Here is a 20,882-nt window from a genome sequence, read left to right as displayed (position 1 = left end):
GCCGTCTTCGGACAGTGCCCTCAGGGCGACAGCTCCGAGATCTCGATCAGGTTCATGTCGGGGTCGCGCACATAGACCGAGCGGATGCGCGAGGTGGCGCCGGTGCGCATCACCGGCCCTTCGAGGATCGGCACGCCCTTCTCGCCGAACCGCGCGACGACTTCGTCGAGCGGCACGCTGGCGATGAAGCACAGGTCCAGCGAACCGGGCGTCGGCAGCTGCGCCTTGGGCTCGAACTCGTGGCCCTTCACATGCAGGTTGATCTTCTGGTTGCCGAAGCGGAAGGCCTTGCGGCCCGCGCCGAAGCTCTCCAGCGACATGCCCATCACGTCGACGTAGAAACGGATGCAGGCTTCCTCGTGCGCGGTGGTCAGCACGAGGTGGTCCAGGTGGTCGATCATGGTTGCAGCTCCTTGGGTGCGTGCCCGCGTTCCATGGCGCGGATCACGATGTCGTTGAAATCGGGCGGCGGCGCATGCCGCGTCAGCCGGTGGCCGGCGCGCGAAACCTGCGCCGGCAGCTCGTGCTGCACCAGCGCCTCCAGCTGCGCCGCGGCGCCGACCAGGCCCGCGAGGTCCATGCCCGTGTCGTAGCCCATGCACTGCAGCATGTGGACCACATCCTCGGTCGCCACGTTGCCGGTCGCCCCCGGCGCGTAGGGGCAGCCGCCGATACCGCCGAGCGACATGTCCAGCCGGCGGATGCCGGCTTCCACGGCGGCCACCGTGTTCACGAGGCCCATGCCGCGCGTGTTATGGAAGTGGGCCGTCCACTCCAGTGCCGGATGGCTCGCCATCACCGCTTCGCAGATCTCGCCCACCTGCGTGGGATAGGCCATGCCCGTGGTGTCGCACAACGTGATGCCCTGCACCTGCAGCGCGGCGAAACGGTCGATACAGCCGTGCACGGCCGCCAGCGGCACATCGCCCTCCATCGGGCAGCCGAACACGCATGAGAGCGACACATTGACCGGCACGCCTGCCTTCTTCGCCAGCGCGATGACACCTGCCAGCTGCGCGAACGACTGCTCGCGCGTCATGCGCAGGTTGGCGAGGTTGTGCGTCTCGCTCACCGACATGACGATGTTGAATTCGCCGATGCGGCTTTCCAGCGCGCGCTCGGCGCCGCGCACATTGGGCACCAGCGCGGTATAGACCACGCCGGGGCGGCGGGCGATGCGCTGCATCACCTCCTCGCCGTCGCGCAGCGCGGGAATCGCTTTTGCCGACGTGAAGGACGTGACTTCGATCTTGGCGTAGCCCAGCCCGCTCAGCCGGTCGATCAGCGCGATCTTGTCGTCGGTGGGAATGAAGCGGCTTTCCATCTGGAAGCCGTCTCGCGTGGCGACCTCGTTGATGAACAGCCGCGTGCCGTTGCCCGTCTTCATGCCGCCGCTCCTTCCGTGCGCCGCGCGGGCCATCCGGCACCATGCAGATCGCCATCGTGCTCGCCCAGCCGAGGCGCCGGATGCGCGATTCGCCCCGGCGTGGCGCTGAGCTTGGGCACGACGCCCGGCACCTTCAGCGTGCTGCCGTCGGAAGTGGTCGCCTCCACGATCATTTCGCGCGCAAGGTACTGCGGGTCGCTCGCGATGTCGGCCACGGTGTAGATGCGCCCGACCGGCACGCCCGCCGCATCGAGTGCGGCCAGCACTTCGTCGCGGCTGCGCTGCAGCGTCCATGCCTCGATGGCTGCGTCGATCTCATCCACACGCAGCACGCGGCCGTCGTTGTGCGCGAGGCCGGGATCGCTCCCCAGGTCTTCCCGGCCGATGGCGCGCATCAGCCTGCGGAAGATGCTGTCGCCGTTGCCGGCCACCAGCACGCAGTGCCCGTCCTCGCAGCGGTAGGCGTTGGTCGGCGCGATGCCGGGCAGCGCGCTGCCCGCACGCTCGCGCACGGCCCCGAAGGCGTCGTATTCGGGCAGCAGGCTTTCCATCACGTTGAACACCGACTCGTAGAGCGCCACGTCGATGAACTGGCCCTCCCCGCCATGGGCCGTGCGGTGGTGCAGCGCGGTCAGCACGCCGATCACGCCATGCAGCGCCGCCAGCGTGTCGCCCAGCGACACCCCCACGCGCACCGGCACCCGGCCCGGCTCGCCGCTCAGGTAGCGCAGCCCGCCCATCGATTCGCCGAGCACGCCGAAGCCGGGCTTGTCGCGGTAGGGCCCGGTCTGCCCATAGCCCGAGATGCGCAGCATGATGAGCCGGGGGTTCAGCGCATGCAACGTCTCCCAGCCCAGACCCCAGCCTTCGAGCGTGCCGGGTTTGAAGTTCTCGATCAGCACGTCGGCTTCGAGCGCCAGTGCGCGCACGGCCTCCTGCCCTTCGGCGCTGCGCAAGTCCAGGCACACCGAGCGCTTGTTGCGCGACTGGACTTCCCACCACGCCGAGGTGCCGTCGCGCAGCAGCCGCCACTTGCGCAGCGGATCGCCGACGCCGGCCGGCTCGACCTTGATCACGTCGGCGCCGAACTCCGCCAGCGTCTTGCCGGCGAAGGGGCCGGCGATGAGCTGGCCGAGCTCCAGCACCTTCAGGCCTTCGAGTGCATTCATGTCCGCGTCCGTCTCCTTTGTTGGGCTGGCCCCGACTCTAAGAACGGATCGCGGAATGCGGAATTGCTTTGGCGGCAGCAGTCCTTCGCGAAACGCGAAGGCTCGGCTGCCGGCAGGGCCGCCCGCCCTACTTTCTCTTCGAGATGCCAGGCCCGGCAGCAGGCGTAGCCGGTGCGGGCGCATCGGGCGCCTTCACCCATCCGCGCAGCAGCACGCCCATGAAGAGCCCCGCGCCGAAGATCGCCCAGTACACCCAGCCCGGCAGGCTCTCGACGCCGCTGTGCAGGTTCATGCCGAAGGCCGCGCCGATGGCCATCAGCGGGAAGGTCAGCGCCGCGATGGTGTTGAGCTTGTGCTGCGCGCGGCTGACCTCGTTGGCCGCGCGGGCCTGCTGTTCGGCCGCATGCGCGAGCCGGTAGTCCAGCGACATGCGGGTGTCGGCCAGCAGCAGTTCGAGCCCGCGTCCGATCTCGACCGCGCGGTCGCGCAGGTCTGTGATCATCGGGTCCCCAGGCACGGCCTCGCGCGCGGCCTGCAGGGTGGCCTGCATGTTCGAGGCGGCGCGCGAGAGCGGAATAAGCGGCCCGAGGATCTGGAACAGCGCCTGCGAGCTCTCGGCGGCCTCGTGCCTGACCTCGAAGGCAGCCATTGCCGCGCGGTAGTTCTCGACCAGCTTGGCCAGCGGCCGCTCGCCCGGGTTGTTGCCCTTGTGCAGCCAGCTGCCGTCGGGCTTGCGCAAAAACACCGCCGACTTGCGCTCCGACGCCGTGCCCGCGGGCGGCTCGTGCAGGATCACCATCAGATGCCCCTGCTCGTGGATGACGCGCTGCGCGCCGTAGCTGGAGCCGCCCAGCCGCTGCTGCATCTCGGGCGGCAGCTCCCAGTCGTAGTCGATGCGTCGGGTGCTCATCGGGGGGCCTGCAGTTCTTTCCAGAGGCTGTCGAACTCGTCGGCGAAGCGCCGCACGAGCGATGGGTCGTTGGTCAGCACGAGGTTCTCCTCGTTGAACTCGCAGGCGCTGCGCGTCCAGTTGTAGCTGCCGTTGAGCAGCCGGGCGCCGTCGAAGATGGCGAACTTGTGATGCATGTGCGCCTCGGTGCGGTCCACTGCCACCGGAATGCCGGCTGCGCGCAGTTGGCCGATGTCGCTGCCGGCATCGAACTCCTTGTCGTTGTCGGAAATGCAGCGCAGCGACACGCCGCGCCGGTGCGCGGCCAATATCTCGGCCGTGATGCGGTCGTCCGACAGCGTGAAAACGCAAAGGTCGACGGAATGCCTGGCCGAGCGCAGTTGCTGGTTGATGGCCTGCAGGCAGGCCGTGCCGGGGCTGAAGAAGGCCTGCGAGCGCACGGTCACGTTGCCGTCGGCCGAGCGGCCGGTGTCGATGGCGCGGACCACTCCTTCGAGCCACTTCAGCAGCGCAAGCTGCTCAGGATCGGCAGTGCGCGCACGCACCAGGTCGAAAGCGCGGTTGCGCAGCTGACGCAGGCCGTCCTCGGGCGGCTGGGCCTCGCGCAGCGTGTGGACCAGCACGCGGCGCTCGTCGTCGCTCAGGCGGGCATCCGCGAGGGTGTCGTCGAGCTGCGCCAACAACGAGGGCAGCGTGGGCAATGCGGCCGGTGTTTCGGTGGTCGCGGGCAGGGCCGACATCTCATTGCTCCTTGTTGTCCGGCTTGGACGCGCGCTTCGGTGGCGTGCGCGTGGCCATCGCCTCCGCCGCCAGGCGCTCCATGTTCTGGGCGATGGAGCGGTCCAGCTCCAGGCGGCGCTCGGTGGCAGTCACCAGCGGCAGGATCAGCTCGCGGTAGGTCACGGCGATCTGCAGCATGGCGTCGGCCAGCCGCTGGCCCTCGCTCGGCCCTTCCGCGGGCGCAACGGGCTCGGGCTTGAGCGCATCGACCGCACGCGCCACGTCGAGCATGCTGCTGGCGATGCGCTGGCTGCCGTCCACGTCGGCCCCGCCCAGCTTGCGCTGGCGCACGAACTCCTCGCAGATTTCTTTCCAGCGCGCGTCCTCCTCGGGCGTCGGGCTGCCCAGGAGCTGGGCCAGGCGCAGCAGGTTTTCCTCGGCGCCCGTGGTCAGGGTCTGGGCCTCGCCGCGGTAGTGGTCGCGCAGCAGCGCGTCGAGCTCGTCGTCGCGCATCAGCGCGGTGATCTTGCCCGCAAGCTTGGTCATGTTGCGGTAGCTGCCCTGCAGCTTGAAGGGCGGCGCGGTGCGGTACGACTCCTGCTGCGCGGCCGACTCGATGTAGGCGAGGTTCACCTTCAGCAGCAGGTCGCGCGCACGGAAGAGCCGCTGCAGCAGCGCCTTGATCTCCTCCAGCTCGACCGCGCTGTACGCGTGAGACAGCGCACTGCTCGGCACCTCGTTGCCTTGCGCCATCTTCACCAGCAGCTGCACGTCCTTCGGGTCGCGCGAGGCCAGCGGCATCAGCGTGGGGTTGGAGGTCAGGCTGTTCTCGATGTACGAGAGCGCGAAGGCCGCCTCGCGGCCCGAGAGCACGTCGCCGAGGTTGTAGATGTCGGCCCGGTTGGCCAGCATGTCCGGTATCTTGAACACATCGCCCGACTCGGTGTACGGGTTGCCCGCCATCACGACTGCGAAGCGCTTGCCGCGCATGTCGTAGCTGCGCGGCTCGCCGTTCCATACGCCCTCGATCCGGCGGGTGCCGTCGGCCAGCGCGATGAACTTCTGCAGGAATTCCGGGCTGGTGTGCTGGATGTCGTCGAGGTACAGCATCACGTTGCTGCCCATGGCCAGGCCGAGGTTGAGCTTCTCCAGCTCCTGCCGCGCCGCGCTGTTGGGCGCGTTCGCCGGATCGATGGCCGTCACGCCGTGCCCCAGCGCCGGGCAGTTGATGCGCACGAAGATCAGGCCCAGCCGGTCGGCCACGTACTCCATGAGCGTGGTCTTGCCGTAGCCCGGCGGCGAGATCAAGAGCAGCAGCCCCATGCGGTCGGTGCGGCTGCCCTCGCCCGCCGAGCCGATCTGTTTGGCGAGGTTGTCGCCGATGATCGGCAGGTACAGCTCGTCGATCAGCTGGTTGCGCACGAAGGTCGAGAGCGGCCTGGCCTGGAACTGGCTCAGCTTGAGCCGCGCCTTCTCGCCTTCGAGCAGCTCGTGGCGCAGCCGGTGCAGCGACTCGAAGCCCGGCACCACGTGCTGCGTGTGGAACAGGAAGCGGCGCCAGAAGTCGTTGAGGTTCAGCGTCAGGCGGCCCTCGGCCACGCGCGGATGTTCGCCGCGCAGGCCTTCCACCGTCTGATCGAGCGCCACGTTGACGCGGGTGCGCTGCAGCGGCATGGCGAGCACGCTGGCCGCGTCGTCCACCCAGTCGACCGATTGCGGCGACTGGTGCACGGCGAAGGCGCGCACCCAGTCGCGCGCCAGCCGCCAGCGCTCGGCCGGCGGCGCGGCGTCGAGATCAGCCTGCCAGGCTTCGCGTCGGCGGCCACGCTCAAGCTCGCGCAGCAAAGCGGCGGCGAGGTCTTCGCCGGCCCCCGAAACCACCCAGGTATCGCCGCCATGTGCCGCAAGCTGGCGCACGAGGTAGGCGGCCGACTGGTCGCACAGCGTGGCGACGAGCGCCTTGCGGGATTCGTGCTCGTCTTCTTCCTCTGTCCCGGCAGGCGGAAGCAGGTCGGGCAGCACCTCGCGCACGAAATGGCTCAGCGAACGGGCGACGTCGGCTTCGAGCTGGTCGAGGGCGTCGTGCCGTCCGAACAACTCCTGCATCTGCAGTGCCGCACGCGCACGGCGCAGCAACGACTCGCGGTGCGCAATGAGGTGCCCATGCTGCCAGTAGAGCAAGGCCAGCGCGCGCTCGGTCGGGCCCCAGGCCAGCAGCCCGGCCTGGTCCTGCATGGTGACCAGCGCGGCCAGCAGGCGAAGCGCGTCGTCGTCGTGGATGCCCTTCTGGTAGCCCTCCTGGTAGCGGGCAGCGGCGAAGCGACGGACCATTTCGAGCAACTGCGGATGCTGCGGGTCTTCGGCCAGCAGCGTGCGCACCTCGGCCCAGCTGCGCTCGGCCTTGCCTTCGAGCAGGGCTTCGAGCAGGCAGCCGGCGAGGTATTCAGCGCGCGACAGCTCCGGTGTTTCGGACACCAGCGACTGGCTCCAGTAGGCCTGCAGCTCGCGCAGGCGTTCGTCGTGCACCGGGCTCAGGTAGTCGGTGCCCGTCACCTGGTAGGCCATGCCCTCTTCGCGGGCCACCAGCGTCAGGTCGACCGGCTGGCGGTGCACTGTGAAGGCGTGGCGGCCCAGGCGCAGGGTGCCGCCGCCCTCGCTCACCAGCTCGCGCTTGTCGCGCACGGCGCGCAGGGCCTGGTCGCGCGCGGTCTTCAGGCGGGTGTCGAGCTCGTCGGCCGGCACCGCCGCGCCCAGCGTGCGCAGGTCGGCGATCAGCGTGTGCAGCTTGCCGATCATCGGGTCGGCGGCGAAGTAACTGTGGACCTGCGTCAGATCGGCCAGTTGCGCGATGCGCCGCGGAATGCCGTCGAGGATGCGCCCCGCCGCGTCGATAACGCCCTGCGCGCGGCGCTGGCGGGCCTCGACCAGGGTCTGGCGCCTGGCAGACAGCGCCTCGTAGACGTTCTCGCGTTTTTCGGCGATGTCGCCGAGGAACTCGTCCTGCTCGGCGAAGCGGCCTTCGATTTCTTCCAGCTGCGCCAGCAGGCGGGTGAGCGCGTCATCGCACTTCTCGGGCGTGTCGGCGAATTCCAGCGCGTTCTCGACCGCCTGGCCGAAGAGCTTGAACTGCGCGCCGAACTCGGCCCGCGCCTCGGTCGCGCCCAGCGACTTGCGCCGCGCGCGCGCATCGGCGCGCATGCGGTTGATGTCGGCGTAGATCAGCGAGATGCGGTCGAGAATGGAAGTGCGGATCACCGCATCGCCGCCCGGCAGGCTGCCCAGTTGCTCGGTCAGCAGGTCGAGCCCTGCCGCCTGCTCGTCGAGCGTGGCGAGCAGCTGTCCCAGCGCAGGCGAGGTGGCGAGGTTGGGCAATTCCGTCGCGAGCTTGTCCAGCGCCAGGCGCTGGCCGGCGAAGGCGGTGTCGGCCGCCAGGAACTGCATGGCGCGTTCGCCGATGCGCTGCTGCTCGGCTTCGAGCGCCGCGTCCATCGCGGCAATGCGCGGCAGGTCGGCGTAGCGCAGTTCCTTGAGCATCTGCAGCGCACCGCGCCGTTCGCGCAGCCGGCCCAGCGCCTTCACGAAGTCGTCGGGTACGCGCCAGAGCGTGCTGGCGATGTCGACCAGCAGCGCGCGCTGCTCTTCCTCCGCGCGAGCCAGCGCCCGGGCCGTCTCGCGACGGATGGTGTCGACCTTCTCGAATTCAGCCAGGGTGCTGCGCGCCACCTCGGCGATGCTGCGCAGCTCGCTCATGATGCCGGCGGCCTCGGGTGCATCGAGCCAGAAGTAGGCGTCGCTCACGCGGGTGCACTGGCGGATAAGGTCCTCGTAGGCGGCCTTGGTCGGCGCCTGCTCGCGCACCGCGCGGGCGATGCCCATCAGGTCGCTCACGCCGCGCACCAGCTCGGCGTTGCCGATCTTGCCGAAGAAGCCGGCGGCGGGCGGCTGCGCGCTCACGTGCTCTTCGCTGGCGAACGGCGTCTGCCACAGCTGCATCGGGTGCACGCGGGTAGGCTCGCCGTCGTTGTCGTGGAACACCAGGATGCGGCCGTCGGCGAAGCGCGCATAGCCATTGGCGATGATCGGCGTGGCGAGCTTCTTCTCGATCAGGTTGTAGTTGAAGAGCGCGTACCGGCCGGGCTTGGCGTCGTAGAAGATGTAGGCCACGTCCTCGCCGTTGGGCGAGCGCAGCATGCGCTTGAAGCGCAGGCTCTCGACCATCTCGGCCGGCAGGTCGAAGCGCTTGTGCTCGCCCGACTGCAGGTAGTAGCCACCCGGGAAGATGATGCCGTGGTCTTCGGGCAGCTGCACGCAGGAGCCGCCGATGGCGTCGATGCGCTCGACCTGCTGGGTGCGGATGTTGAACACCAGGTAGCGCGTGACCTGCTCGCGGTAGGGCTTCACGCGCAGCAGGATCAGCATGCCGAGCTTCGCCCACGCGATCTCGGCGTCGGTCAGCGACTGGCTGCGGTCTTCCACCGGCTCGCTGTAGATGCCCAGCCCGGTCTCGGTGTTGTTTTCGATCTTGATCGTGAGGTCGCCGCCCAGCGTCTCGACGAACACGGTGTCGAGCACGTTGATGTGCGGGTGCTTGCCGCCCACGTGGTCTTCGCGCGTGGCAACCGTCCACTCGAAGTCGTGGCTGGGCGGCAGCGCGATGTCGCGCTCGCCGCGGTTGTCGATGTACTGGATGCGGCCGTCGCGCTCGATGGCCCAGCGGAACACGCGCACGTCGGTGAGCTGCTGGCCGATCTGGAAGGCGGCGAGCAGCTTGTCCTGCGTCACGCGAAGCTGCAGCAGCGTGGCCTGCTTGTAGTAGGCGTACAGCTCGCGGAAGTCGGAGGCGAAGCGCGGGTCTTCCAGGAAGCTGCCGGCCAGCGGCACCGGCTGCAGCTCGTCGCTGTCCGCGCCCTGCCCGGCCTCGCCCGGCGACACCAGGCGGTAGAGACCGAACACGTCGCCGACCGTGGTTTCCTTGCGCAGGCCGATGAACACGTTGTAGCCGAACAGCAGCAGGTCGCCGATGCGCACGAGGTCGCGCGCCACGGCGTTGTTCTCGGTGCGCGCGCGGGTGCGCAGCACCAGGGCCTGGTCGGAGCGGCCGAACTCGGCCAGCCGCTGCTCGTTGAGCGCCTGCGTCTTCTTCAGCAGGCCCTCGCCCTGGTTCTCCAGCCGCTTCTTCAGCAGGTCATAGCTGCCGCTGCCGGACACCAGCGCCTCGGTCTGCGATTCGGCGCTGCCGGCCGGCGGCGCGCCCTTTTCATCCGTTGGTTGCATAGGTCGGCGCGGTCAGTCCGCGCGGAGCAAGGCGAGCAGTTCGTCGCGGTGAGGCTGGGTATCGAGCCAGGCGCGGATGCGGTCCAGCTCGTCGATGCAAACGTCGCCGTAGCGGCGGCGCAGCGCGGCCATGCGTGCTTCGCGGACCTCCTCGGTCTGCAGGCGGCGCTGCCAGCCGTCGGACAGCAGCTCGTCGAGCCGGCCGGCCAGGCCCCGGCTCACGATGGCGCGCCACTCGCCCGGGTCGAACCAGAGGTTCTGGCAGGCCACGCAGCGGTCAACGCGGAAGTCGGGGCCCGCGCTCACGCGCAGGCGCTGCATCAGCCGGTCGCATTCGGGGCAATGGCGCACCGCAGTGGCGTCGAACACCTCGATGACTTCGTCGTCGACCGCATGCGGCACGCGGCTCGCGTCGCCTGCCTTCCAGGCGCGCCAATCGTCCATGTCCATGACCATGCCGTGGCAGTCACCGCACTCCACCGCAAGCAGGGCCTCGGCCAGCGCCACCGGCCGCATCGGCGAGTGCGCGGGGCAGCTGCATTTGAGGTTCGCGTTCATCGCGCCGCGTCCCCGGCGGCGCCGTTGCGGAACGTGGCGACCAGGTTGCGCAGCGCGCTCTTCTGGCTTTCGCTGCCGTCGCTGGCGATCCGGTTCATCAGCGCGGCCACGCTGAGGTTCTGCACCTCGCCCGACGAGCTGCCGAGCGCGCCGACGATGTCGCGCAGGTCCTTCACCACGTCGCGCTCGCCGGAAAGCTGGTCCTTGAAGGCCACCTGCAGCGCGTTGCTCTTGGAGATGACGCCGTCGATGCCCTTGCCCACCGAGAGCGAGCGCACGAAGCTGTCGAAGTAGTCGCCCTGCCCGCCCACGATGTCGATCTTGGCGTTGGCCAGCGCGGTGCCCAGTACCTCGGCCTGTTCCTTGGCGATGGCGGTCTGCGCGTCGATGCCCTTGAGGGTCTCGATGTGCGACTTCTCCAGGCGCATGCGGAATTCCTCGTGATCGCGCGTCTCGGGGCTCATGGCCTTCATGGCTTCGAACTTCTCGTGCAGGCCCTTCGCCTCGGCGCCGAAGCGCGCCTCGATGACCTGCGCATCGGCCTGGCCCGACTTGAGCGTGGCCTCGGCGTCGGCCGTGCGCACGTTGACCTCGGCGAGGCCGAGCTTTTCCTTGCCCGAGGCCTCGGCCTCGAACTTGGCGCGCATGCCCGCGGCCTCGGCCTGCGAGCGCGCCTCGATCACCTGGGCGTCGGCCTGGCCGGCCTTGAGGATCGCGTCGGCATCGGCCTGGCGCACATGCACGTCGGCGAGGCCCAGCTTCTCCTTGCCCGAGGCTTCGGCCTCGAAGCTGGCGAGCTTGGCCTGGGCGGTGGCGATCTCGACCTTGGCGGCAGCCAGTCCCGGCGCGGCCGAGATGGCCTCCACGCCTTCGGCTTCGCGCTTCTTCGACTCGGCCTCGCGCTCGGCCACCTTCAGCTTGGCGTCGGCCAGCGTGAGTTCTTCGGCCGCCTTGTGGCGGGCGCGCTTTTCCTGTGTCTCGGCGGCCTTCAGGTCGAGCACCATCTTCTCGTCGGCCTGGCCCTCGGCCATGATGACGACCGACTTCTTGGTGCGCTCGGCCTCTGCGACCACGCGCAGTTCCTTGATGGCCTCTTCCTGCTCGGCCACCGTGCGCTCGACCACGATGCGCTCGCGGATCACGTCGGCGATGGCCTTCTTCTGCACTTCGACGGCCTTGTCCTTCTCGATGCGCTGCAGCGTCACTTCCTTCTCGCGGTCGACGATCTCCAGGTCGCGGGCGCGGATGACCTTTTCTTCCTCGACGGCCACGGCGCGCTTGCGGTTGTTCTCGGCCACTTCCTTCTCGCGCTGCACGTTCTCCTGCTGCACCGACACCGACTGCTCGGCGAGCAGGCGCGCGGTTTCGGACTTGGTGCGCTCCTCGGCCTGGATCTTGGCGGTCTCGGCCTCCTCGCGGGCACGCACGCTGGCAATCTCACGCTGCTGGCGCGCGGTGGCGTCGGCCTGCTGGCGCTCGAGCTCGAGCAGGGCTTCCTGCGTCTCGACGTTCTTCTTCTTGATCTGCATTTCCTCGTTGCGGCGCAGCTCGTTGGTGCGCACGTGCTCCACCGCCGTGAGCTCGGTGATCTTCTTGATGCCCTGCGCGTCGAGGATGTTGTTGGCGTCGAGCTCCGACAGCGGCGTCTGCTCGAGGAAGTCGATGGCCGCGTCTTCCAGCACGTAGCCCGAGAGGTCGTTGCCGATCTGGCTCACGATCTGGTCGCGGAAGTTGTCGCGCGCCTGGTAGAGATCGACGAAGTCCATCGACTTGCCCACCGTCTTCAGCGCTTCGGAGAACTTGGCGGAGAACAGCTCTTCCAGCGTCTCGTGGTTGGAGGCCCGCGCGCAGCCGATGCCCTGCGCCACCTTCAGCACGTCGTCGGCCGTCTTGTTCACGCGAACGAAGAACTTCACCTTGATGTCCGCGCGGATGTTGTCGCGGCAGATCAGGCCCTCGTTGCCCGAGCGGTCGATCTCGATGGTCTTGACCGAGATGTCCATCAGCTCGGCCTTGTGGATGATCGGATAGACCATCCGCCCGGTGAAGGTCACCTCGGGCTCTGCGCGCAGTGTGTTCACGATGAGCGCGTGGCCCTGCTCGATCTTGCGATAGAACTTGGCGAACATCGCGAACAGGCCGAGGATGACGACGGCCAGTATGACGATGGCGAAGATGATGGGCTCCATTTTTTCTCCAGAAATGCTTGAGAGCGAAAGAAACGAAACGGGTGAAGAGCGTGTGGCGCGCCTCGATGGCGCGCACTCAGGCTGACTGTTCGTCGTCGTGCGCGGCGATGAGGTAGCGCGCGGCCACCTCGTCGTACTCGACGATCAGCGCCTGCGAACCGCGCCTGAGCGTGTTGGGCGTGGGAGCCCACACGCGGATGTTCAGGCTGGCGCCGCGCCGCGCGACTTCGGCGCGGCCGTCTTTCTCGTTGACCACGCCGGTCACGACACGGCACAGCTGGCCGACCAGCGCCGCGTTGCTCACGGCCGTGTGGCTCACGAAGAGGCCTCGCAGCGGGCGGATGGCCACGGCAGTGACAGGAATGGCGATGACCGCGCTGGCCACCAGCAGCGCGGTGCCGGCCAGCAACTGCAGGAGCATGGTGGGCACCAGCGGCAGCAGCCATTCGCCGCCGAGGCAGGACACGGTCCACGCGATGAGCACCAGCAGGCTCACGGCCACCGAGAACGGCACGCCGTTCAGGCCCAGCGCCACCACGTAGCTGGCCAGGTGGCCGATGTCGCTGGCGTCGCCGTCGGCATGCGTGTGCACGCCGACGTCGACATCCAGCCCGCTGTGTTCGATGTCGACCATGCCGAGCATCGCGAGCACCCAGTAGATCACCACGACGCCCAGCAGCACCGTGTAGATCGCGGTCGGGTACCCCGTCACCGCTCCCAAGAAATCGCCCATTGATCCTCCCGCATGCGGGTTGTTGTCAGTTGTTCTGCTTGCTACTGCTGCTGCGTACCGGCGTCCTCCCGCCGGTGTTCTTCTTCGGTGCCGCCGCCGGCTTGCCCGCGAAGGCAATCAGGTCGCGCGTGGCCCTCTCCTTGATGGCCAGTCTGTCGTCTGCGGCGAGGCCGTAGCGCTTCGCCAGGAATTCATAGTCGGCGCCGCTCAGCGACACCGTGAGGCGCGGCCGCTTCGGCTTGGCGGTGGTGGCGAGGCCGAGCACCTGCCGGATCTGGTCGGACGTGGAGACGTGCTGCTTGAAGGCAGCGGTGCGCACGGCCTCCAGCACGGCCTCTTCCACGTCGAACGCGACCTGGACGGCGCGCAGCGCCTCGTCCGAGCCTTGCCAGCGAACCGGCTTGACGCGCATGGTGCCTACTGCGCCTCGGGCCCTGCGGGCTTGGCCTGGCGGGCGCGGAGGCGCTCCATGACCTTGCCGGTACGGTCGGCATCGCCGCCGATGCCCGCGGCGGCCAGCTTCTTCTCGAGCGCGCCGTGGCCGAACTCGTCTTCGAGCTGCTTGCTGGCGGTCATGCGATCGGACAGGTCTTCGTGGCGCGCGCGGATGCGCTCCAGAGATTCGCGCGCATTGGCCAGGCGCGAACCGCCGGTGCCGATGTTCTCGGAGATCGACTGCGTGGCGCGGTAGACGCTCTCGGTGGTCTTGGCAATGCCGATCTCGCGCTCGTGCTCGCGGATGCGGGCTTCGGCGGACTTGATCAGGTCCTTGAGCTTGGACACCTGCAGCGCGTACGAAGCGTGGGCCTTGGCCTGCTCCTCCAGCTCCTGCTCGAGCGCACCGACCTTGGCCGCGACGTCGAGCGCCAGTCCTTCCTGCGTCTTGTTGAGCGCTTCGAGCGCGAGGCCCTCGTAGCGCGCGACCTCGTTCTTCAGCCGCTCGATCTCGCGGGCCGATTGCATCTCTTTGGCCATCACGCCCGTGAGGTCGCCCTTGGCCTTCTCGATGCTGTGCTTGGCGTCGATGATTTCCTGCTCGTAGATGCGCGTGGCGTTGCTGTCGACCACGCTCTCGCCGATTTCGCGCGCGCTGCCGCGCAGCAGGGTGACGAGCTTCTTGATGACTGTCATGGGACCTCCGCTTAATTCAGGAATTCGGACAGGGCGTCGAGCGCATCGAGCGCGTTGTCGCTGAGTACCGCCACTTCGCGTGCGATGTCCTGCACGCTGGCGTCACGGCCGAGTGCGCCGGTCAGCACGTAGCGGCCGTCGACACGACCGAAGGAAGACAAGGGAACCGAGGGATTCAGGTCGAGCAGGGATTCGAGCAGCTCGGTGCGGCGCGCCGGCTTCACTTCTTCCTCGGCCCAGAGGTAGCAGATGCAGATGATCTGCATGTCGGAACTGGTGACGAAGATCGGCAGTTCGTCGCGCCCCTCGATGCTCACCTGGATCACGGGCGTGTGGCCCGGAATGGGCTGCAGCTGCACGGACCGCCCGCCCATCTCGGCGCCTGCCAGCAGATCCAGTCCCTTCAGTTGATCGAGCAGTGGTTGCATACCTCTCCTTGTGGTGAATACCGTCGGAAGCGAGCGGTGCTTCGATGCATTCACTATAGGCATACCGACATAACATGTCAAAAAATATCTTTCACCTACCCCATGACTTTCGGCACTGGCGCGCTACCTAGAATCCGCCGATGGCCAACCCGATCAACCCCGCTCGTGTCGATTTCGTGACGCTGCGTCTGTTCTGCGCAGTGGCCCAGTCGGGCAGCATCACCAAGGGCGCGGAAGCCTGCCACCTTGCGCTGTCTGCCGCTAGCCGGCGGCTTTCGGACTTCGAGACGGCGACCGGATCGAAGCTGCTGGAGCGCAGCTCCCAGGGCATCGCCCTCACGCCGGCCGGCCATGTGGCGATGCAGCATGCGATGCGGCTCTTCCAGGGCTTCGAGCAGTTCAGCAGCGAGCTCGGCGACTACTCGAGCGGCGTACGTGGCCATGTGCGGCTGTGGGCCAACATGTCGGCGCTGACGGAGTTCCTGCCCACGACGCTCGCGACTTTTCTCGGGCAGCATCCCGACATCCGCGTCGAAGTCGAGGAGCAGCTCAGTGGAGACATCGTGCGCGCGCTGGTCGACGGGCTTGCCGACGTCGGCGTGTTCGCGGAGAACACGCCCGCCTACGGTCTCGACGTGCAGACCTTCCAGACTGACGAGCTCGTGGTGTTGTGCGCAAAGCAGCATCCGCTGGCGCGAAGCCGCGTGAAGCAGACAGACTTCAAGAGCTGCCTCGCGCATGAATTCGTGGGGCTGAATCGCAGCAGCTCGCTGCTGGAGTTGACCTCGCGCGCGGCCGAGCAGGCGGGCATCCCGATGCGCCTGCGCGTGCAGGTGCGCAGTTTCGACGCGATGTGCCACATGATCGCGGCCAACCTCGGCATCGGCGTCGTGCCGCTGGCAGCCTGCAAGGCACAGGTGGAGGCGCTCGACCTGAAAGTCGTGCGACTCAAGGATGCGTGGGCCACGCGGCGGCTGCTCATGGCGACGAAAGCGGACGCGGAACTCGCACCGGCAGCGCGGCTTCTTGTTGGACAACTTCTGAAACACGCGGGGTCGTGACGATGTCGGAGTTCCTGCTTTGCGGTGTTGGGGCATTGCTGCTCGTACTCAATGCGCACACCACGATGCGCGTTCTTGCGAGTACGGAACCAGTGTGGCGCAAGGGCCTGATTCTGTGGCTGGTCTGGCTGATTCCGTTCATCGGCGCATGGCTCGCCAGGATCGGTATCCCGAAACAAGCTCAAGCGCCGTCCAATCCTGGAGCCAAGCCCATCGGCTTCTCAGCCGACCCGGCGCCGGAAAGCATCGCTCTGCGCGAGGGCCCGGCATTTGCGCTGCTGGAGCACATGGGGCGATACAACAGCCTGCCCTTTCTCGACTGGCAGAAGCTGAATGCGTGGGCGACCTCGATGGATGATGCGGACCTGCAGCGCGCGGCCCTCGAACAAGGAGGGCGCGCGTGGCTTCTTCACCTGAGAGACGCCCTGGGCCCGCACTTCCACCTGTACGAGTCGAACAACGCCTATGTTCTGTCGTCGCTGGAAGACGTCGTTGCGACGGCAACGGCCGGTTATGTGGAATCCACTCGCAAGCGCATCCAGCGCGTCCTGGCCGGCCTCGCGCATTTCCCCGAGCACGGCAAGAGCATCCTGGTCGTCATGGACGATGACGATGCCTACTACAACTACGTCTCCGGCTACTACCCCGACAGCGGCGAATTCGCCTTCAGCGGCGGCATGTTCATCGACGCGGGCTGCCCTCACTTTCTTGTCAAGCGCGCCGACCTGGCAGCCATCGAGCCAGTCATCGCCCACGAGATGACACACAGCGCGCTCTCGCACCTGAAGCTGCCGAGGTGGCTGGACGAAGGGCTGGCCGTCAACACCGAAAGAAAGCTCGCGGGCGCGGGAGTCATTCCGCTCGGAGGGCGCGAACAGCTGCGACGCAGCCATCTGAGGTTCTGGGACGAAGCAAGAATCCAGGAATTCTGGTCCGGCGCTTCCTTCTTCAGGACAGATGAAGGCAACCAGCTCTCCTATGAACTCGCGCGCATCCTTGTGGAGCAGATGGGGCAGAACTGGGAGCTCTTCACCCGATTCGCATCGAGCGCGAAACGGGAGGACGGCGGCGCTGAAGCCGCGAGAGAGGTCTACGACATGGACCTCGGCGCCTATGCCTGCATCCTGATGGAACGGGAACCGGACGCCCGGTGGACGCCCGATCCGCAAAGCTGGCGTGACGAGGAGCGAGTAGAGGAAGAGTTTCCCGCCTGAGGCTCAGTCCGTCCCCTGCCCTTCCTGTCCTACCGCGATTCCCCGGCCTCCAGCATCGCCCACTCCTCGTCCGTGAACAGCCGCGAGCGCGTCAGAAACCGCACGCCCTCCGGCCCCTCCAGCGAGAACATCCCGCCACGCCCCGGCACCACGTCGATGATGAGCTGCGTGTGCTGCCAGTACTCGAACTGCGGCCCGCTGATGTAGAACGGCATGCCGCCGATGTGTCCCAGCAGCCGGTCGTAGTCGCCCACGATGAACTCGCCCTGGGCGTAGCACATGGGCGCGCTGCCGTCGCAGCAGCCGCCCGACTGATGGAACATCAGCGGGCCGTGCCTGGCGGCGAGCCTGTCGATCAGCGCGAGCGCGGCATCGGTCGCGGTGACGCGCAGGACTTCGCCGGGGGTGCCCATCAGAAGAAGCCCAGCTTGTTCTCGCTGTAGCTCACCAGCAGGTTCTTGGTCTGCTGGTAGTGGTCGAGCATCATCTTGTGGTTCTCGCGGCCGATGCCCGACTGCTTGTAGCCGCCGAAGGCCGCGTGCGCCGGGTACTGGTGGTAGCAGTTGGTCCACACGCGGCCAGCCTGGATGCCGCGGCCCATGCGGAAGGCGCGGTTCATGTCGCGGCTCCAGACGCCGGCGCCCAGGCCGTAGAGGGTGTCGTTGGCAATGGCCAGCGCCTCTTCCTCGTCCTTGAAGGTGGTGACCGAGACCACCGGGCCGAAGATCTCCTCCTGGAAGATGCGCATCTTGTTGTTGCCCCTGAAGACGGTCGGCTTCACGTAGTAGCCGCTGGCCAGGTCGCCTTCGAGCGTGTTGCGTTCGCCGCCGATCAGCACCTTCGCGCCTTCCTGCCTGCCGATGTCGAGGTACGACAGGATCTTCTCCAGCTGCTCGCTGGAGGCCTGCGCGCCGATCATCGTGGCCATGTCCAGCGGGCTGCCTTGCTTGATGGCCGCCACGCGCTTGAGCGCACGCTCCATGAAGCGGTCGTAGATCGACTCCTGGATCAGCGCGCGCGACGGGCAGGTGCAGACCTCGCCCTGGTTCAGAGCGAACATCGCGAAGCCTTCGAGCGCCTTGTCGAAGAAGGCGTCGTCCTTGTCCATCACGTCGGCGAAGAAGATGTTGGGCGACTTGCCGCCCAGCTCCAGCGTGACCGGAATCAGGTTCTGGCTCGCGTACTGCGAGATCAGCCGGCCGGTGGTGGTCTCGCCGGTGAAGGCGATCTTGCCGATGCGGTTGCTCGACGCCAGCGGCTTGCCCGCCTCCACGCCGAAGCCGTTGACCACGTTCAGCACGCCCGGCGGCAGCAGGTCGCCGATGAGCTCCATCAGCACCAGGATCGACACCGGCGTCTGCTCGGCCGGCTTGATCACCACGCAATTGCCGGCCGCCAGCGCGGGCGCCAGCTTCCACACGGCCATCAGGATCGGGAAGTTCCACGGAATGATCTGCCCCACCACGCCGATGGGCTCGTGGAAGTGGTACGCGAAGGTTTCATGGTCGATCTCGCTGATACCGCCCTCCTGCGAGCGGATGCACGAGGCGAAGTAGCGGAAGTGGTCGATGGCCAGCGGCAGGTCGGCCGCCGTGGTCTCGCGGATCGGCTTGCCGTTGTCCCAGGTTTCCGCCGCCGCCAGCACGGCCAGGTTTTCCTGCATGCGGTCGGCGATCCTGTTCAGGATGTTGGCACGCTCGGTGGTCGAAGTACGGCCCCAGGCCGTCTTGGCCTTGTGGGCGGCGTCCAGCGCGCGGTCGACGTCGGCCGCGGTGGAGCGCGGCACCTCGCAGAAGACCTTGCCGGTGACGGGCGTGATGTTCTCGAAATACTGGTTGTCCACCGGCGCGACCCATTCGCCGCCGATGTAATTGCCGTAGCGCTTCTTGAACGGCACCGCGGTACCGAATTTGCCCGGTTCGAGCATGTCCATGACGTTGTCTCCATGTGCAGGTGATGGCGCCGCGACATGCGGCGGCCGTACGCTGGAGCGCAAGCCGCGTACCCGGCCGGATCGGGACAATCCCTGAGTACTTCCACCGTGCAGACGCGCGCGGCAGCGGGTTTTCATTCGCAATCTGCGACATGTTCCGGCGAATATGGCGACTACGATGTCGCACAAGGCGAAAACACCATCGGAGACACGCATGAGTGCACAAGCGCAGTTGCCAGCGATCGCAGTGGCACAGGCCCGGGAGCTCTTCTTCGGGCAAGGCCGCGACCCCGCGCCCTGGATTGCGCCGCACATCTCGCGCTCCTGGCAGCGCAGCCGCCCGGTCGACCACCATGCCGTCGACCCCGAGCCGATGGCGCTGGCTCTGCTGAGCGAGCGGCGCGAGCAGGCCATGCACCTGCTGAACTGCGCGCAGCCCGAGCTCGACGGCCTGGCCGAGCATGCGGTAGGCAACGGCTGCGTGGTGATCCTGTCGGACGCCAGCGGGCTGATCCTCGAGGAGATCGGCAGCGCCGATTTCCTGCCCAAGGCCCAGCGCATCGCGCTGCAGCCCGGCGTGGAATGGTCGGAGCACAACCGAGGCACCAACGCCATCGGCACCGCGCTGGCCGAGCGCGAGGCGCTGATGGTGCTGGGCGGCGAGCACTACCTGGCGCAGAACGGCGGACTGGGCTGCGCGGCCGCGCCGATCTTCACCGGGCGCGGCGAACTTGCCGGCGCGCTCGACATCTCCGGCGAGACGGTGCGCGTGAACACCCACGCGCTTGGGCTGGTGCGCATGGCGGCGCAGCAGGTCGAGCACCGCATGATGCTGGCCGAGGCCGGCGGCCATGTGCTGCGCTTCCATGCAAGGCCGGCGCTGATCGGCACCGCGCGCGAAGGGCTGATGGTGATCGAGGGCGGCCGCATCGTCGCGGCCAACCGCGTCGCGCTAGAACTCTTCGGCCGCTCCTGGAAGGACCTGCTCGACCTCGACGCCGAGGACTTCCTCGGCACGAACTGGCCGCGCATGGAGCACCGGCGCGGCCTGCTCACGCTGCCGGGCGGGCGTCAGATCGCGACGGTGATGGAGCGTTCGAACACGCCGGGCACCGCACGCCCTACCCAGCGGCGCAGCATGCAAACCCAAGGCTCGACCGAGTCCGACGACGTACAACCGCTGCTGCACAAGGCAGTGCGGGTGCTGAACGAAGGCGTCTCCGTGCTGGTCAATGGCGAGACCGGCAGCGGCAAGGAGGTGTTCTCGCGCCGGCTGCATGCCGCCAGCCGGCGTAGCGCGGGCCCCTTCGTCGCGGTCGATTGCGCCTCGCTGCCCGAGACGCTGATCGAATCCGAACTCTTCGGCTACGAGCAGGGCGCCTTCACCGGCGCGAAGCGCAAGGGCATGGCGGGCCGCATCCGGGAGGCCCATGGCGGCGTGTTGTTCCTCGACGAGATCGCGGAAATACCGCTGGCCCTGCAGACACGCCTGCTGCGCGTGCTCGAAGAGCGCGTAGTAACCCCGCTGGGCGGTGGTCAAGGCGTGCCGGTGGATTTCGACCTGGTCTGCGCCACCCACGGTCATCTGCCATCGCTGGTGGAAGCCGGCCGCTTCCGCGCCGACCTGATGTACCGGGTGGCCGGGTTCACCGTCACGCTGCCAGCGCTGAGGCAGCGCGACGACAGACATGCGCTGATCTCGCGGCTGTTCCTCGAAGCGGGCGGCGCGGCGAAGCATCTGCAGCTGGAGGCCGATGCGCTGGAGGCCTTGGCCGCATACCGCTGGCCGGGCAATGTGCGCGAACTGCGCAGCACGCTGCGCTCCATCGTGGCGCTGGCCGATACGGGCGATGCGGTGACGGCAGCCATGCTCCCGCCGCATCTGCTGGGCAATCATGTGCCGCCTGCCGAGCACGCTCCGGCGCCGGCCGTGCCGCAGGCAGCGCCCCTGCAGGCCATGACGCGCCACGCCCTCGACGAGGCGCTGAAGGCCTGCGACCACGACGTGGCGAAGGCCGCGCGCAGGCTGGGCATCCATCGCAGCACGATCTACCGGCATCTGGCGCGCCAGCGCGGCAAGCCTGCCGGCGACTGACGCCGAAGATGCCCGCTCGGGCCGGCGTCGATGCCCCGGCGGGCGCCGCCGACCGCAACCAAAGACTGACTTGCCCCGGT

At 67.8% G+C, this 20,882-nt stretch carries 17 protein-coding genes; 3 read left to right on the top strand and 14 right to left on the bottom strand.

Going from position 1 to position 20,882, the window contains the following annotated elements; all coding sequences use genetic code 11:
• Window positions 1-20: 20 nt before the first annotated feature.
• The 12 genes from AC1VNX_RS14120 to AC1VNX_RS14065 all read right to left on the bottom strand — a co-directional run bounded on the left by AC1VNX_RS14120 (window position 21) and on the right by AC1VNX_RS14065 (window position 14,499).
• Entirely contained in the window at window positions 21-401 is a 381-nt protein-coding gene (locus AC1VNX_RS14120; protein WP_483157253.1) for a VOC family protein, read from the bottom strand.
• Window positions 398-1,387: a hydroxymethylglutaryl-CoA lyase gene (locus AC1VNX_RS14115; RefSeq protein WP_483157252.1), complete on the bottom strand. Its 990-nt coding sequence runs from the start codon at window positions 1,385-1,387 to the stop codon at window positions 398-400. The genes AC1VNX_RS14120 and AC1VNX_RS14115 overlap by 4 nt, the downstream gene beginning before the upstream one ends.
• Window positions 1,384-2,556, bottom strand: coding sequence for a CaiB/BaiF CoA transferase family protein (locus AC1VNX_RS14110; protein ID WP_483157251.1), 1,173 nt, complete (start codon window positions 2,554-2,556; stop codon window positions 1,384-1,386). Before AC1VNX_RS14110 ends, AC1VNX_RS14115 begins: the two co-directional genes overlap by 4 nt.
• Before the next feature lie 127 nt (window positions 2,557-2,683).
• Window positions 2,684-3,466, bottom strand: a complete 783-nt coding sequence (locus AC1VNX_RS14105) for a magnesium transporter CorA family protein (RefSeq protein WP_483157250.1) — start codon at window positions 3,464-3,466, stop codon at window positions 2,684-2,686.
• Window positions 3,463-4,206: a phospholipase D-like domain-containing protein gene (locus AC1VNX_RS14100; RefSeq protein ID WP_483157249.1), complete on the bottom strand. Its 744-nt coding sequence runs from the start codon at window positions 4,204-4,206 to the stop codon at window positions 3,463-3,465. The genes AC1VNX_RS14105 and AC1VNX_RS14100 overlap by 4 nt, the downstream gene beginning before the upstream one ends.
• 1 nt (window position 4,207) lies before the next feature.
• The gene (locus tag AC1VNX_RS14095; protein ID WP_483157248.1) at window positions 4,208-9,460 is read right to left on the bottom strand and encodes a DNA repair ATPase; all 5,253 of its coding nucleotides are present in this window, start codon (window positions 9,458-9,460) and stop codon (window positions 4,208-4,210) included.
• A 12-nt stretch (window positions 9,461-9,472) separates the two neighbouring features.
• Window positions 9,473-10,018, bottom strand: a complete 546-nt coding sequence (locus AC1VNX_RS14090; protein ID WP_483157247.1) for a TFIIB-type zinc ribbon-containing protein — start codon at window positions 10,016-10,018, stop codon at window positions 9,473-9,475.
• Window positions 10,015-12,207: a flotillin family protein gene (locus AC1VNX_RS14085; protein ID WP_483157246.1), complete on the bottom strand. Its 2,193-nt coding sequence runs from the start codon at window positions 12,205-12,207 to the stop codon at window positions 10,015-10,017. Before AC1VNX_RS14085 ends, AC1VNX_RS14090 begins: the two co-directional genes overlap by 4 nt.
• 76 nt (window positions 12,208-12,283) lie before the next feature.
• Entirely contained in the window at window positions 12,284-12,940 is a 657-nt protein-coding gene (locus tag AC1VNX_RS14080) for a ubiquinone biosynthesis protein (protein ID WP_483157245.1), read from the bottom strand.
• Window positions 12,941-12,965: 25 nt separating this feature from the next.
• Window positions 12,966-13,352: a hypothetical protein gene (locus AC1VNX_RS14075; protein WP_483157244.1), complete on the bottom strand. Its 387-nt coding sequence runs from the start codon at window positions 13,350-13,352 to the stop codon at window positions 12,966-12,968.
• Window positions 13,353-13,357: 5 nt separating this feature from the next.
• Window positions 13,358-14,071 carry a PspA/IM30 family protein gene (locus tag AC1VNX_RS14070; RefSeq protein ID WP_483157243.1) on the bottom strand — a complete coding sequence of 238 codons (714 nt, stop codon included), beginning with the start codon at window positions 14,069-14,071 and terminating at the stop codon, window positions 13,358-13,360.
• A gap of 11 nt (window positions 14,072-14,082) precedes the next feature.
• Window positions 14,083-14,499, bottom strand: a complete 417-nt coding sequence (locus AC1VNX_RS14065; RefSeq protein WP_483157242.1) for a YjfI family protein — start codon at window positions 14,497-14,499, stop codon at window positions 14,083-14,085.
• Window positions 14,500-14,639: 140 nt separating this feature from the next.
• Here AC1VNX_RS14065 and AC1VNX_RS14060 point away from each other — a divergent pair, with 140 nt between their 5' ends.
• Window positions 14,640-15,560: a LysR family transcriptional regulator gene (locus AC1VNX_RS14060; RefSeq protein WP_483157241.1), complete on the top strand. Its 921-nt coding sequence runs from the start codon at window positions 14,640-14,642 to the stop codon at window positions 15,558-15,560.
• Between the two features lie 2 nt (window positions 15,561-15,562).
• The gene (locus AC1VNX_RS14055; RefSeq protein WP_483157240.1) at window positions 15,563-16,774 is read left to right on the top strand and encodes a hypothetical protein; all 1,212 of its coding nucleotides are present in this window, start codon (window positions 15,563-15,565) and stop codon (window positions 16,772-16,774) included.
• A gap of 29 nt (window positions 16,775-16,803) precedes the next feature.
• Here the strand turns inward: AC1VNX_RS14055 and AC1VNX_RS14050 are convergent, their stop codons facing one another.
• Window positions 16,804-17,187: a DUF779 domain-containing protein gene (locus AC1VNX_RS14050; protein ID WP_483157239.1), complete on the bottom strand. Its 384-nt coding sequence runs from the start codon at window positions 17,185-17,187 to the stop codon at window positions 16,804-16,806.
• Window positions 17,187-18,707 carry an aldehyde dehydrogenase gene (adh, locus tag AC1VNX_RS14045; RefSeq protein ID WP_483157238.1) on the bottom strand — a complete coding sequence of 507 codons (1,521 nt, stop codon included), beginning with the start codon at window positions 18,705-18,707 and terminating at the stop codon, window positions 17,187-17,189. The genes AC1VNX_RS14050 and adh overlap by 1 nt, the downstream gene beginning before the upstream one ends.
• Window positions 18,708-18,921: 214 nt before the next feature.
• On the opposite strand from adh, the gene AC1VNX_RS14040 reads away from it, so the two are divergent.
• Window positions 18,922-20,802 carry a sigma-54-dependent Fis family transcriptional regulator gene (locus AC1VNX_RS14040; protein WP_483157237.1) on the top strand — a complete coding sequence of 627 codons (1,881 nt, stop codon included), beginning with the start codon at window positions 18,922-18,924 and terminating at the stop codon, window positions 20,800-20,802.
• Window positions 20,803-20,882 lie beyond the last annotated feature (80 nt).

It is taken from the genome of Variovorax sp. TLI9-5A (assembly GCF_056867935.1).
Note: the sequence above shows the minus strand (reverse complement) of the source record. Positions and strands in the feature narration are given on the sequence as shown.